This window comes from Metabacillus sp. FJAT-52054, assembly GCF_037201815.1.
In the GTDB taxonomy this organism is placed as follows: domain Bacteria; phylum Bacillota; class Bacilli; order Bacillales; family Bacillaceae; genus Metabacillus_B; species Metabacillus_B sediminis.
In genome coordinates, this window is sequence record NZ_CP147407.1 from 292,959 (window position 1) to 306,308 (window position 13,350).

The 13,350-nt window shown below is 40.1% G+C and carries 17 protein-coding genes; 10 read left to right on the plus strand and 7 right to left on the minus strand.

Going from position 1 to position 13,350, the window contains the following annotated elements; genetic code table 11:
* The first annotated feature begins 111 nt into the window (after positions 1 to 111).
* Positions 112 to 759, plus strand: a complete 648-nt coding sequence (locus tag WCV65_RS01720) for a redox-sensing transcriptional repressor Rex (protein ID WP_035408416.1) — start codon at positions 112 to 114, stop codon at positions 757 to 759.
* Between the two features lie 16 nt (positions 760 to 775).
* Positions 776 to 1,534: a twin-arginine translocase subunit TatC gene (gene tatC / locus WCV65_RS01725; RefSeq protein ID WP_035408414.1), complete on the plus strand. Its 759-nt coding sequence runs from the start codon at positions 776 to 778 to the stop codon at positions 1,532 to 1,534.
* A gap of 23 nt (positions 1,535 to 1,557) precedes the next feature.
* Here tatC and WCV65_RS01730 read toward each other — a convergent pair whose 3' ends face one another.
* Positions 1,558 to 1,761 (minus strand): YdiK family protein, encoded by a 204-nt coding sequence (locus WCV65_RS01730; protein WP_211555957.1) that lies wholly within the window; start codon positions 1,759 to 1,761, stop codon positions 1,558 to 1,560.
* On the minus strand, positions 1,758 to 2,474 hold the full coding sequence (locus WCV65_RS01735; protein WP_338779519.1) for a CPBP family intramembrane glutamic endopeptidase: 717 nt from the start codon (positions 2,472 to 2,474) through the stop codon (positions 1,758 to 1,760). The genes WCV65_RS01730 and WCV65_RS01735 overlap by 4 nt, the downstream gene beginning before the upstream one ends.
* 286 nt (positions 2,475 to 2,760) lie before the next feature.
* Here WCV65_RS01735 and groES point away from each other — a divergent pair, with 286 nt between their 5' ends.
* The 6 genes from groES to WCV65_RS01765 all read left to right on the plus strand — a co-directional run bounded on the left by groES (position 2,761) and on the right by WCV65_RS01765 (position 8,336).
* Positions 2,761 to 3,045: a co-chaperone GroES gene (groES, locus tag WCV65_RS01740; RefSeq protein WP_035408406.1), complete on the plus strand. Its 285-nt coding sequence runs from the start codon at positions 2,761 to 2,763 to the stop codon at positions 3,043 to 3,045.
* A gap of 57 nt (positions 3,046 to 3,102) precedes the next feature.
* Complete coding sequence (gene groL, locus WCV65_RS01745) at positions 3,103 to 4,740, plus strand: chaperonin GroEL (RefSeq protein WP_338779520.1); 1,638 nt, start codon at positions 3,103 to 3,105, stop codon at positions 4,738 to 4,740.
* Between the two features lie 92 nt (positions 4,741 to 4,832).
* Positions 4,833 to 5,744: a tyrosine-type recombinase/integrase gene (locus tag WCV65_RS01750; protein WP_338779522.1), complete on the plus strand. Its 912-nt coding sequence runs from the start codon at positions 4,833 to 4,835 to the stop codon at positions 5,742 to 5,744.
* 12 nt (positions 5,745 to 5,756) lie between these two features.
* Positions 5,757 to 5,975 (plus strand): hypothetical protein, encoded by a 219-nt coding sequence (locus tag WCV65_RS01755; protein WP_338779524.1) that lies wholly within the window; start codon positions 5,757 to 5,759, stop codon positions 5,973 to 5,975.
* Positions 5,959 to 6,228: a hypothetical protein gene (locus tag WCV65_RS01760; protein WP_338779526.1), complete on the plus strand. Its 270-nt coding sequence runs from the start codon at positions 5,959 to 5,961 to the stop codon at positions 6,226 to 6,228. The genes WCV65_RS01755 and WCV65_RS01760 overlap by 17 nt, the downstream gene beginning before the upstream one ends.
* 878 nt (positions 6,229 to 7,106) lie before the next feature.
* Positions 7,107 to 8,336 carry a DNA adenine methylase gene (locus WCV65_RS01765; RefSeq protein ID WP_338779527.1) on the plus strand — a complete coding sequence of 410 codons (1,230 nt, stop codon included), beginning with the start codon at positions 7,107 to 7,109 and terminating at the stop codon, positions 8,334 to 8,336.
* 26 nt (positions 8,337 to 8,362) lie between these two features.
* Here WCV65_RS01765 and WCV65_RS01770 read toward each other — a convergent pair whose 3' ends face one another.
* The 5 genes from WCV65_RS01770 to WCV65_RS01790 form a co-directional block, all read right to left on the minus strand.
* Positions 8,363 to 9,031: a BglII/BstYI family type II restriction endonuclease gene (locus tag WCV65_RS01770; protein WP_338779529.1), complete on the minus strand. Its 669-nt coding sequence runs from the start codon at positions 9,029 to 9,031 to the stop codon at positions 8,363 to 8,365.
* A 2-nt stretch (positions 9,032 to 9,033) separates the two neighbouring features.
* Entirely contained in the window at positions 9,034 to 9,624 is a 591-nt protein-coding gene (locus WCV65_RS01775; protein ID WP_338779531.1) for a BglII/BstYI family type II restriction endonuclease, read from the minus strand.
* 20 nt (positions 9,625 to 9,644) lie between these two features.
* Positions 9,645 to 9,905: a hypothetical protein gene (locus WCV65_RS01780; RefSeq protein WP_338779533.1), complete on the minus strand. Its 261-nt coding sequence runs from the start codon at positions 9,903 to 9,905 to the stop codon at positions 9,645 to 9,647.
* A 345-nt stretch (positions 9,906 to 10,250) separates the two neighbouring features.
* Complete coding sequence (locus WCV65_RS01785; protein WP_338779535.1) at positions 10,251 to 10,541, minus strand: hypothetical protein; 291 nt, start codon at positions 10,539 to 10,541, stop codon at positions 10,251 to 10,253.
* Between the two features lie 861 nt (positions 10,542 to 11,402).
* A complete protein-coding gene (locus WCV65_RS01790; protein ID WP_338779537.1) occupies positions 11,403 to 12,287 on the minus strand; it encodes a tyrosine-type recombinase/integrase in 885 nt (294 codons plus the stop codon).
* 320 nt (positions 12,288 to 12,607) lie between these two features.
* Here WCV65_RS01790 and WCV65_RS01795 point away from each other — a divergent pair, with 320 nt between their 5' ends.
* Both WCV65_RS01795 and WCV65_RS01800 read left to right on the plus strand, forming a co-directional pair.
* Entirely contained in the window at positions 12,608 to 12,886 is a 279-nt protein-coding gene (locus tag WCV65_RS01795; protein ID WP_338779539.1) for a helix-turn-helix transcriptional regulator, read from the plus strand.
* A 12-nt stretch (positions 12,887 to 12,898) separates the two neighbouring features.
* The gene (locus tag WCV65_RS01800) at positions 12,899 to 13,318 is read left to right on the plus strand and encodes a phBC6A51 family helix-turn-helix protein (protein ID WP_338779541.1); all 420 of its coding nucleotides are present in this window, start codon (positions 12,899 to 12,901) and stop codon (positions 13,316 to 13,318) included.
* The last annotated feature ends 32 nt before the right edge of the window (positions 13,319 to 13,350 follow it).

Here is a 13,350-nt window from a genome sequence, read left to right on the forward strand (position 1 = left end):
GCGGAGGAGATAAAATTGGAAGCGCTAACTAAATGATGATAATGGAAGATCCTATAGAAAAAGTGGGGAATAAGCCACTAGATTTGCATCAAGGAATGTGAGGGAACGAGAATGAACATTGATCAATCCAAAATACCGCAGGCGACCGCTAAGAGGCTGCCTTTATACTATCGCTTCTTGAAAAACCTTCATTCTTCAGGAAAGCAGAGAGTTTCTTCGGCCGAATTAAGTGACGCGGTCAAAGTCGATTCTGCTACGATCCGCAGAGATTTTTCCTATTTCGGCGCTCTTGGCAAAAAAGGCTACGGATACAATGTAAATTACCTGCTGTCCTTTTTTCGGAAGACACTGGATCAGGACGAATTAACAAAAGTCATTCTGATTGGCGTCGGGAATCTGGGAACTGCATTTTTACACTATAACTTCTCCAAAAACAACAATACGGAAATTTTCGCTGCGTTTGATGTGGCGGAGGATAAAATCGGGACAACGGTAGGGGAGGTTCCCATTCTTCATCTGGACAAGCTGGAGGAACATCTGCCGGATGGAGCACCGGTTGCCATCCTGACGGTTCCTGCCCCTGCAGCACAATCCATTACCGACCGTCTGATTGCGATTGGCGTCAAGGGCATATTGAACTTTACCCCTGCGAGACTGAACGTACCGGATCATATTCGGATTCACCATATTGATTTGGCCGTAGAACTGCAATCTCTTGTGTATTTCCTTAAGCATTATCCGAGCGAGACATCTGTGTAAAAGGATGGATGGTTCCATGAATGAACGGGAAATGTCGGTTTATGAGCATATTGAGGAACTTAGGAAACGAATTTTAGTCATTGCCATCTTTTTTATTCTTGCCCTGATTGCAGGCTTCTTTCTTGCGAAGCCGATCATTTTGTTTCTGCAGCAAACAGACGAAGCGAAGAATCTGACGCTGAATGCATTCAGAATGTCAGATCCGCTCTTCCTTTATATGAAGTTTGCGGTGATTATCGCATTAATCTTAATCTCTCCGCTGATCCTGTTCCAGCTGTGGTCCTTTATCAGCCCTGGACTGTATGAAAAAGAACGGACAGCTACATTAAGCTATATTCCATTAAGCGTTCTGTTGTTTTTGGGGGGCATTTCATTCTCTTATTTCGTTCTTTTTCCGTTTGTCGTAAGATTCATGACGAATTTTTCTGATGATTTAGGGATCAGCCAGGTAATCGGAATTAACGAATATTTTCAATTCCTTTTTGAGCTGACCCTGCCTTTCGGGCTGCTTTTCCAGCTCCCGGTGGTCATTATGTTCCTGACAAGGCTCGGAATAGTCACGCCTATGTTTTTGAGAAAAATTCGGAAGTTTGCGTATTTCTTTTTGCTCGTCGTAGCCGGACTCATTACCCCGCCGGAGCTCCTATCCCAGGTGATTGTGCTCCTGCCGCTGATTATCCTTTACGAAATCAGCATCATCGTTTCACAGCGGGCCTACCGCCAGTCATTAAAGATTCAGATGGAGGAAGAGGCGAAGGAGCAGCTTTCCCAATAAAAATAACCTGTCCGGCGGACAGGTTATTTTTTCTCTGTATTCCTTTTAAGCTTTCGGCCGAATCGCAGCATCCGGAGCGCAACGGCAAAATCAAAGGTTGCAATCAGCATCATAATGATGGTCGGGAAGGTCCAGAGGCCTTCTGCGGCGCTGTTAATGGCCAAGTATGTGAATAGTGCTCCCATTGCTAAGTAAAAGATGGCAAGTGCGCCAGGACGTGCTCTCATAAAAAGTTTCCTCCAATAATGCTTTGCAATTGTTCAGCGTCTTTCATCAATCGTTCAATGTCGTCCCTGTACACATACTGAATCACAATCACTAATGTATTCATCGACAAATGAGCGATAATCGGAACGATGATGCGCTTCGTTTTAACATAAAGAAAAGCGAACGTAAATCCCATAGCCGAGTAAAGAAGTATATGGGAAGGGTCCTGATGGACGACCGCAAAGATCACCGAGCTGATAAGTGCGGCCAGGACGAAATTGGTCCGTTTATAAATCGTTCCGAAAATGATTTTGCGGAAAACAATTTCCTCAAGAATTGGTCCTGCAATCGAAACAACAAAGATCATGAGCGGGGTCACCTTGACGATGTCCATAATCCGCTGTGTATTTTCCGATCCGGGTTTAATGCCGAATAGCTGAATCTCAATATTAGCAGCTATAATTTGTGCTAAAAACGCAAGAAAAATACCGCCGATTGCCCATCCTGCAGCTGTTGATGGCGAAGCGGGGGTTCCTCTTAAATCAAAATCTCCGCGGTCCTTCCTCAATAGAAGCAAAACAACGGTAAGCCCAACGGCAAAGCTGATGATGTTCCAGTATCCGATGACCTGTCCCCGGTCCACTCCCAATAAAAGAAGAAGCCGGTAACCTACTAATCCGGAGAACAGCATGATGACATATGTAAGCAGAATATACCAATAATGTCTCTTCACAAATAAGCTCCTTTTAAGACCGCACATGCTTTTAGCCTATTCCTGTGTGCGGGAAATGATACATTTTACATGACCACAAATAATTGTACCACATCCTCCGCCTTTTCTCTTATACGGAGTCTGTGTGGGTGCGTTTTCAAATGTTGAATTTCGTCGAACAAAAATTAAATAGTTTTCACTTGAAATTAGCAAAAAGTTTATATAATATAGACTTGTGTGTTAGCACTCAAGATAAACGAGTGCTAATAAAAATAAACTACATATGAAATTGAGGAGGGTGTTTCACTTGTTAAAGCCACTAGGTGATCGTGTAATTATTGAATTGGTTGAATCTGAGGAAAAAACAGCAAGCGGCATCGTATTGCCAGATTCTGCGAAGGAAAAACCGCAAGAAGGTAAAGTTGTAGCTGCTGGTACAGGACGCATTTTGGATAATGGCGAGAAGGTTGCTCTTGAAGTAGCTGCCGGCGATCGCATCATCTTCTCAAAATATGCTGGAACTGAAGTTAAATATGAAGGTACAGAATACCTGATCCTTCGTGAGAGCGACATTTTAGCGGTTATCGGCTAATCGATACAACCGGATAACAAAAATAAAACGATAAACAATTCCAAGGAGGTATTTTTCATGGCTAAAGAAATTAAATTCAGCGAAGAAGCTCGCCGTTCCATGCTTCGCGGTGTGGACGCGCTTGCGAATGCCGTAAAAGTAACATTGGGACCAAAAGGACGCAACGTCGTTCTTGAAAAGAAATTCGGTTCTCCGCTTATCACAAACGATGGTGTGACAATCGCGAAAGAAATCGAGCTTGAAGATGCTTTCGAAAACATGGGAGCAAAGCTTGTTGCTGAAGTAGCAAGCAAAACAAACGACGTAGCGGGTGACGGTACGACAACTGCAACGGTTCTTGCACAGGCAATGATCCGCGAAGGTCTTAAAAACGTTACAGCCGGCGCTAACCCTATGGGCGTCCGCAAAGGAATCGAGAAAGCAGTTAAAGCAGCAATCGAAGAGCTTCAAGCGATCTCCAAGCCAATCGAAGGCAAAGAATCCATCGCTCAAGTAGCATCGATCTCTTCTGCTGACGAAGAAGTTGGACAATTGATTGCTGAAGCAATGGAGCGCGTTGGAAACGACGGCGTTATCACAATCGAAGAATCCAAAGGTTTCACAACAGAGCTTGAAGTCGTCGAAGGTATGCAATTCGACCGCGGCTACGCTTCTCCGTACATGGTAACTGATTCAGACAAGATGGAAGCGGTTCTTGAGAATCCTTACATCCTGATCACAGATAAAAAGATCACAAACATCCAGGAAATCCTTCCTGTTCTTGAGCAAGTCGTTCAGCAAGGCAAATCTCTATTGCTTGTTGCAGAGGATGTTGAAGGGGAAGCTCTTGCAACTCTAGTTGTGAACAAGCTTCGCGGAACATTCAATGCAGTAGCGGTTAAAGCTCCTGGCTTCGGTGACCGCCGTAAAGCGATGCTTGAAGACCTTGCCATCCTGACTGGCGGAGAAGTGATCACAGAAGATCTAGGTCTGGATCTTAAATCTGCGAACATCACTCAGCTTGGACGCGCATCCAAAGTTGTGGTTACGAAAGAAAACACAACAGTGGTTGAAGGAGCAGGCGAAACAGACAAAATCGCAGGCCGCGTAAACCAAATCCGTGCTCAATTAGAAGAAACAACTTCTGAGTTCGACAAAGAAAAACTTCAAGAGCGTCTTGCTAAACTTGCTGGCGGCGTAGCCGTGATCAAAGTGGGTGCCGCTACTGAAACAGAACTAAAAGAGCGCAAACTACGCATCGAGGACGCCCTGAACTCTACTCGCGCAGCAGTAGAAGAAGGAATCGTATCCGGCGGTGGTACAGCACTTGTTAATGTATACAACAAAGTAGCTTCTCTTGAAGCAGAAGGCGATTCTGCAACTGGAATCAACATCGTTCTTCGTGCTCTTGAAGAGCCAGTACGCCAAATCGCTCACAACGCAGGCCTTGAAGGATCTGTTATCGTAGAGCGTCTGAAAAACGAAGAAATCGGCGTTGGCTTCAACGCTGCAACTGGACAATGGGTAAACATGGTAGAGGCTGGAATCGTCGACCCTACTAAAGTAACTCGTTCAGCTCTTCAAAACGCTGCATCTGTAGCAGCAATGTTCCTTACTACTGAAGCAGTAGTAGCCGACAAGCCAGAAGAAGGCGGCGGCGGCATGCCTGATATGGGCGGCATGGGCGGAATGGGTGGAATGGGCGGCATGATGTAATCACATCAGTTTCACTTTTGTGAAGCTGTCCATTGTATAAATAGTTAGTAAGTAAAGGACTACTTCCTATGTAAAAGGAGGTAGTCTTTTTTGTGCTTTTAAAGTTTGCATTTCAAGATTTTCTTGATGACCGTAAGTTTAAAAATACAACAGAGGTTAACATTCAGAACTACAAGGTGTTATTAGGGGGGTTCATTAATTACTGCCAGGACAATGACGTGATTAATTTAGAAGAAGTTGAGGTTAGTCATGTTAAGGGGTATCTGAAACACTGCCAAAGTAAGGGGAATTCCCCCAATACTATAAATACAAAATTACAACGTATAAGGGCATTTTTTAATTACTTGGTTGAAGAAGGCATGGCTAAAGAGAATGTAGCAAGTAAGGTTCAGAGACAAAAAACAGACGTGAAAATTAACGTCTTTACAGATGAACAAATTCATCAAATGTTAGGCTATTATCGCAGTTTAAGGAGAAGAGAAAAAAGTTACTTCGCTTATCGGGGTTACATGTTGATAGTGACATTTCTAGGGACAGGTGTTAGAAGGACTGAAATCATTAACTTAAAGTGGTCGGACGTTGACTTAGTAAACCTAACCATGTCCGTATACGGTAAGAACAGGCGTAAAGAGACTATCTATATGACAGAGAAGTTAGCCAAAGAACTGTCTGCTTATTGTTTGTTTTGCAAGAGGTTCTTCAACAAATTAAGCAATTACGTCTTTGTTAACAGAGATAATACACAAATGACTCAAAACTCTATTATGTTAGTGTTTCAAAACCTCCAAAGAAAGATGAATTTTTCAGATGTAAGGGTGTCACCCCACACTTTTAGGCACACATTTTGCCATAGATTAGCCATAAGTGGTATGTCCGCCTTTGCAATACAAAAGATGATGCGACATGAAAACATCGCGGTTACTACTCATTATGTGGCTATGTGGGGAAATGAGTTGAAGGAACAAAATGATAAACATAACCCTTTAAATAATCTTGATGTATAGAGAGGATAACCAATGAATTCAAACCTTCCAGCACTTGATAAGATGACCACTTTAGAAGCCATACATTGGTACACAGGAGAAGTTATGAAAGTTACAAGCCGTGAAGCACGTATCAATGGGACATATCCAGAAGAGTACCTAGATTCCTTATATAAGTGGAAGATGAAGCTTAATAGAAGGTGTGAAGCAGAACGTAGAAACAGGGGGAAAGAATATGTTAATGCAATCTGACTACAGAGTTCAAAGTGCTACTACAGACGGTCTCTACATTAAAGTTTGTAGTAATTACTTTACTGTTAACGAAGCAAAGAATGCATTCTTCAACGAGGAAGCAGAGAACAAGAAGGATGATACAATCCTAATCCAAGTAGTACAGGAGAGAGAGGGAGAAGAAAGGCAGAGTGCATCTATAGCATTTGGGGTTGAGGAAGCTGAACGCTTTGCCTTAGCGATTCTTAACATATGTAGTGTAATCAAGTATTAAGCAAAAAGAAAAAGCCACCTATTCGCAGTAGGTGACCTAAAAAACTACTAACCAATTAACTAAATACGGAAAACCGTTTAGCTACTTTACATATTATCGAAAAAATTTCGTATATGCAAGGCTTATTAAGTAATGCCTTTAATAGCAGCTAAACAAATTTCCCGTCGTGGAACTGCCAACTAATACGACGCTAATCTAACCTTGATAGGTCCGCCCTTGCCGATGCAATAAGAAGGGATAGGACACTCTAAGACGTTCCCTATTACGTTTTGTGTCCGAAGGGTGAAAGCTACCTATAAGTGCTGAACGAAGGAAGGGTAGACCGTCTACGGGCGGTGTAGGACAAGCTATAAGTAATCGGAATTCTTTCCTAGTCCTCCAAAAAGAGAGGAACGGGATTAACTAATCGAAAAGCCGAAGCGTAAGATTAGAGAGTTGATGAACCTGCTAGGGCTACTTGTTGCAGTAAGCTTGTTATGAAGAAATTCTAACGATTAATAGGGCGGTACAAACGTAACTTAACTTGATACACAATCAAGCATTTATCGAAAATCGTCTACTTCTTATGATTGACTAAATTTTTATGTCTCTCATAAGGTAGTCGATTTTTCGTCCAAGCCGTTCCTTACTTTCAACCAATCAAGCCAAACCCAAAAACCTAATGCAAGTGATTTATCAAATTCAAATAAAAATAAGATTGCTTGCATGTGGAGGGGCTGATAGTTACATGATTGGAATTAGGGTTAAATCACTGTTAACTAAAGGTAAGATATAATATAATTTGATGTAGAAACAAACGTTCGTACAATCGAGGTGTAAAAGCCTTTTTGAATAAGTGCCTAGATGATATAATTTATTTTATGAAGGGAAGAATTAAAATGACTACTGTAGTGAACGAGGAAATTAGAGAAAACGAGAGAGATACCATGACTTTAACTATAAACGAAAACATTCCCCACATCATAAAGTACATGGGGTCCAAAAGAAAGATAATTGATTATGTCATTGAGGGCATAAATGAATGTTATACGGGCGGAACAGTTGTTGACTTGTTTGCGGGTTCTAGTGTCCTTGCAGGGGCTTTACGAAATCAAGTACCTTTCTTGTCAAATGATATTCAGAAGTATTCCTCTATATTGGCTAAATCATATCTAGGGGACTATAGATGGGACGAGTATCCTAATATTTTGAACGATATAATTGAAAATGCCACAAGCAGGGTTAATCATTTTAAAGAACTTTATCCTGATATCTCATTTGAGTATAATCTTGATTTAACCTTAGAACAATTTAATGAGTTAGAAAAGCAGCAACAAGCATTAATTGAAAGAGATTTTACAGAGATAGAATACCACTTATTTTTAAAGAACTATTCAGGGACATATTGGAGTTTTGAACAATGTTTGTGGATTGATTCCATAAGGGGAGTGGCAGATGAATATAGGGACTCGGATTTGTTCTATCCAATACTAGCTAGCTTAATGTTTGCCATGTCCTACAACTCACAAAGCACAGGGCATTACGCACAATACAGAGACGCTACAAACGCTAAGAACATGTCAGATATTTTAATTTACCGAAGAAAAGAAATTGTCCCGTACTTCGTTAGGAAGTTTACTGAGTTCCAAAACGTATTAGGAGAAAACCATCAACCTAATAATGTTGTCTCAAAAGATTATATGGAATGCTTAAACGATATTGAACCAAACTCAACCGTTTATGCAGACCCTCCATATTGCTTTGTCCATTACTCTCGTTTTTACCATGCGATAGAAACCCTTGTACGATATGACTATCCAGAAGTTAAGTTTAAGGGGAGATATAGAACGGATAGACACCAATCCCCGTTTTGTATTCGTACCCTAGTTAAAGGGGCATTTCAAAGCATGTTCGATATGATAAACGAAAAGCAATCTAACCTTGTATTGAGTTATAGCAATACTGGAATGATTGAACTGGACGAACTTATTGAATTGGCACAAAGCACCTTTAACGGGTATTATACTGTAGAAGTACGTTACCTTGACTATTTACATAGCACAATGGGGCGTAGAGAAGATAAAAGCCGTGACGTTCAAGAGTGTTTGCTATTAGTGAAGAGAATATAAAGAAAAATAAGCCGTTTCTAATCGGCTTATTTTTTTAATCTTAGTCTATAAATGCTAGGAGTTAGCCCGATTATTACCAAAGGGCAACTACACCTATTTGAATCTAGTAATTTGTACAATTTATCTGTATGTGTGTGGGTAGAGGCGTGCTTATCTGCTATCATCTTTGGTTTCCCTTTAGAGTCTTTTTTGATATAGTAGCCTAGCGTTTTAAATAAAGAGTGTAAACTGGTGTGTTTGGTAATGATTATCCCTACATCAATAATCCCTGCGTTATATAGATAATTGAAAGTTTCCAAATCACGTGAGAAAAATTGGTGTTTATTATTCCATTCAATCTCAATAGCTACTCTTCCTTTAAATAAATCAATCTCATGAGTCTGAGAATTTTGGAATATAACTTCTAGTTCTTGTTCATTAGGTTTACCGAAATTTTTTCCCCTAATCAATTTATTTCTTTCCTGAAATTCTGCTGCTATCCAACCCTTATGTTTGAAAGGACTCTCTAACCTATTTGTTACAGGGGATTTTCCACCACCTGGGTCTGCTACTTCGTCAAAATATAGTCGAAAACCTCGTAAAGCAAATTTAATCTCCTGCCACAGTTGAGGATATTTTTGCTTTATTACGATAAGCCCATTTCTTCGTTCATCAATATAATAGTTGTTTTGAATCCATCTTTCGCTAGGTAACAAAATTACATATCCTCCAAATAAAGTCTATCACTTATACCAAATACGAGGATAGGGCAACCGCCACCGCCACCGCCATCAATACGTGGAATTAACTTATTCATATGAGTAGTAGAAGTTCCGAATGAATGTCCCTTCCCTAAAGCGTTAAACAATAATTGTAGTTCAGAACACCTAGTAATGATTACACCAACGCTAATAGCCCCAAGTTCAAACAAAAGACGAAAGTTGTTTAAATCTCTGTCAAAGAAAGGGTCTTTGTTGTTCCATTCTATTTCTAATGCTATACGGTTCTTTAAGCAATCAATCTTATGGGTTGGTGTTTCATAGGCTAAATCGTCAATTAAGATTTTTGTATCAAACGACTTCTCTATCCAACCTAAGTCGTATAGGTAGTTATCAATCTTATTCGATATAGGAGATTTTCTTCCGCCTGCTTGTATAATATCGCTTTTGTTTAAAGTAAAGTTATCTAAAACTCTAATAATGTCATCCAGTTCTTCAGGGAAATCGTGTTCAAGGATGGCACAAGCATGTCGCCATTCGTATACCTCATATTTTTCCCTTATGAAATGGGGTAATAAATCTATAGTCATACCTAGACCTCCACGAATTGTTACTTCCTTTTAAATTGTTTTGATTTTTGTTTACGTTCTTCTATGATTAAGTTATGGTGCAAGACAGCTTTCTTTTCTGCTTTCTTAATGGCTTGTACTGGGGTACTTCCAGTTTCTGAAACCATACCATGCTTTGAAAACGCGAAAGCCTTGTATACATTTCTAAATCCATTAAACCCTAGACACATTACCCTAATAGATATTTTAGCCCTTCCATACCTTCCTTTAGTTCCTGGAATAACAATCCCTTCTAAATACATCGAAAATCCTCCTATATTTGTAAACAGCTATGTTCAGATAAATAACAATCGTTGCCTTCATTCAAGGAAGTATGATTAGTAAAGTTGATGAAGATACGAAAGAAAGGTTATACAGATTAACAAGTAAAGTTGTTGAGTATAGGGCAATTTTACCATAAACCACAAAATGTGACACTTTGTAATTGAAAAATATTATTCAAGTATTCATTTAGGATAAGGGGCATAATTCAGATAATGTGTTCTAAGGGGGGCTGTGAAGGTTATACTTATCGGAAACAAAATAAAAGCCCATCAGAAGCAATTGTGTGCGTTCTGACAGGCTGTTTATAGTCTCTACTAATCTAATTACAAATTGTGACGGCTACGTTCTTCTTCGGTTAGTTCTGAAATGTGATACGTTGTGACCGGAGAAGGTACACCGTCTGTTATCCTATGATTGTTCCAGTAACGAATAACTCCGCCTTCTTCAACTTCTTTTTTACGCTTCGTGAAGAATACCGACCGGATATAGCAGGGCTTAACCTTTAACCGACTGGCAATGTCTGACCATTTCAAGCCTTTGTCGATGTACTCCATAATCAACTGATTCAGTCTTTCCTCATTGTGGTCTATTTTTTCCGCTTCCAATATTGCCATACTGAATGTGACCCCCTCATTTAGTTTGTGTTGCTTCTTACTGTTGTGAGAGAAGGGGTAATGTTGTGACCAATGGTGACCAAAATAGCCGTGCACTAATTTGGTGCATACCTTTTCGCTATTTACCCTTACCTTGTCCACAATCTGGTGCATGTGCTTCGCTAACTTCAAGAATGGCGTTATATCAACGTTTCCGAGAAAACCAATGCACTAAATCCGAACACAGCTATATGGAATAAAGTGGATTATCGGGGTTGGGATAAAATGGATACAAGTGTTACGCGGAGAGTTTTGAACAAATATGTCTAAATATTGAACGCCTTAAACCCTTTCAGGTCAAGGCTTCGGAGGGTTTGGGAAAGATAACCATGAAATATTTTTTCTTGCCGCTTGTATTTAGACGCCTTAGACTGCCTATTAACTAAAGAAAAGAAAAGAAAAGAAAAAAGAAGAAACAAAAACAACAACAACAACAAAAACAGATTTAAGGCGGAGTCTATTCTTTGTTAAGAATCAAAAAGAGACTAACGCCTACGGCGTGTTATTCACTTCGTTCATAACCTGTAGTATATACAAAATAGAATTAGATAATATTGTTTACAATATAAAGTAATAATAGATATTCCGGCGGGGACTTATTCCCCTCGCTTTCTGATATAACCAAGAATGCCCCTTCCAAGTCCCTGCCCTGGGTTCGGTTGGGGTGTTTTTACTATATTGTGGAAGTTCCTTCTTTCGCTTTCTCCTTTAGTGGCTATGTGAACAGGTATTCTCCTTTCAATCAAAGCAGAAGAAAATCCCCTTTCCTTTCATTAGGATTGGGGACTTTTTTTGTGCCTATTTTCAGTTGAATAATAATATTCAAAAGTCTAGCTTGTTTACGGATTCGGATAATTCTTCCTGACTGGCTTTTACGTATCTTGCCGTCATTTGTATATTTGGCGTTCCGTCGTTCCTTTCATGACCTAGAAGCTTAGCTATGCTTTCCAACGGTTCACCGACCCTTACAAGAGACTTTGCGTAAGTGTGGCGTAGCATGTGGGCGTGAAGCTTCTCTATTGTGACACGTCCTTTTGAATCAGAAACACCGTTAAACTTCGCTAGAAGATGATTAACCGCCCGTGTCGTCATTTTGTCGCTTCGGTTAGTGTCGAAGAAGAAGTTACCTTTTGGCGTATATCCCTCTGTATATGCCTTTAATACGGCTGCTAGCTTCTCGTTTATGGATACTTCTCGATATGCCCCTCCTTTTCCGTCCCTAACCCGTATGAATCGTTTATTTATTACAACGTCCGAACGCTGCAAGTTACATAATTCTTCCACACGTAATCCAGTACCTAAAAGGGTTCGGATAATCGTATATTCTCGAATCTTTCCACGGTCTTTGAATCTCCAATTAGCTTCCCTCAATAGCAATGTTATTTGGGGTTCGCTTAACCATCTAACCGACGTAGTAATTTCCCTCTTAATCTTTACTTCCTTCGAAATATCTTCCTGTATGATTCCGCTTGTTTCTAACCACTTAAAGAACACCTTCAAGCGTTTAACATGTGTGTTAATCGTTCCTGCGGTCTTTCCTGCTTCGACAAGGCTTGCTTGATACTTTTCTATGTCCCGTGGGATTAAGTTGTTTAAATCGTCTCCTACGGCTTCTACGAATAATTTTAATGTTGCTTTATGCCCACGGACAGTATTAGGTGATTTATTAACCCTTTCAAGATAGCTGATATATTCATTTACTATCATACCTTAAAAATTCCCTTCCTATTTACTAAGTTACTTATAAGTATAAATGGGAATCAGACGAAAAACAAGTGTCACTTATTTTTAAAAAAATTAAAAATGAACTTGTATTAACCCTCCGTAGAACCGTGTAAAGGTAGGGAAACGAAATGAGTAGTTTCCTACGGGCTTAGTCAGTGTTTAAGTAAATCTCCTTAGTTAGTACGGACGGACATAGAACGGGGTTAGAGAGTGGGCGTTTTCCATTACCTCGTTTTCGTCCATTCTCTTTTTTTGCTTAATGCTGCACATAGACGATACACCCAAATAAAGGAGGTAAAGAAATGCCTAAAAACAACCTAGAAGGCGTACTTGAAATCACGGGGAAAATGGTTATCCGAGGAAAAACAATTAAGGTACTTCGAACGATTAAAGGACACACCTTAAAAGATATGAGGGAATCTACTGAACTCACATTACCGACGCTTTCGGCAATGGAGAATGAAAAGTATAACCTGTCCCTGCGTAATCAAGTGAAGATAACAAGATACTTAACCAAAGAATTAGGATACACGCCGGATGAAGTAATGGTGCTTCAAGCGTTTATCAATAGCAAACGATAAGGAGGAAAGAACATGCAAAAAGGACAAATCAAAGACCTAACACCGAAAGAAATTGACGAAATGCAGGAAATCTACACCCGGATTTTTCAAGGCGAGACGATTGTAGGAGTTTGTAAAGACATGGGCATAGACAGGCGTTCTTACTATCGCCGTAAGAAGCACCCGCAATGGATTGAACTGGAAAAGATGCTGAACGAAAAGCTAATAGATAACGCGTACGAAGAAATCATGAAAACGGTAATCTTAGAAGCTAAAAAAGGTTCACAGGCACATGCCAAGCTATTTATGGATGTAACCGGAAGGCTGAAATCTACAAGGGAGGTCCGAGAGGACAGAGAACGCCAACGCCTGCAAGGTTCTACAACGCCGTTGGACCTATCAGAACTGAAAAGGCTTGTTGAAGAAGAAAAGCATATTCGACTAATTAAATAAACTTGAATAATAAGATTCAAAAATAGGAAGGG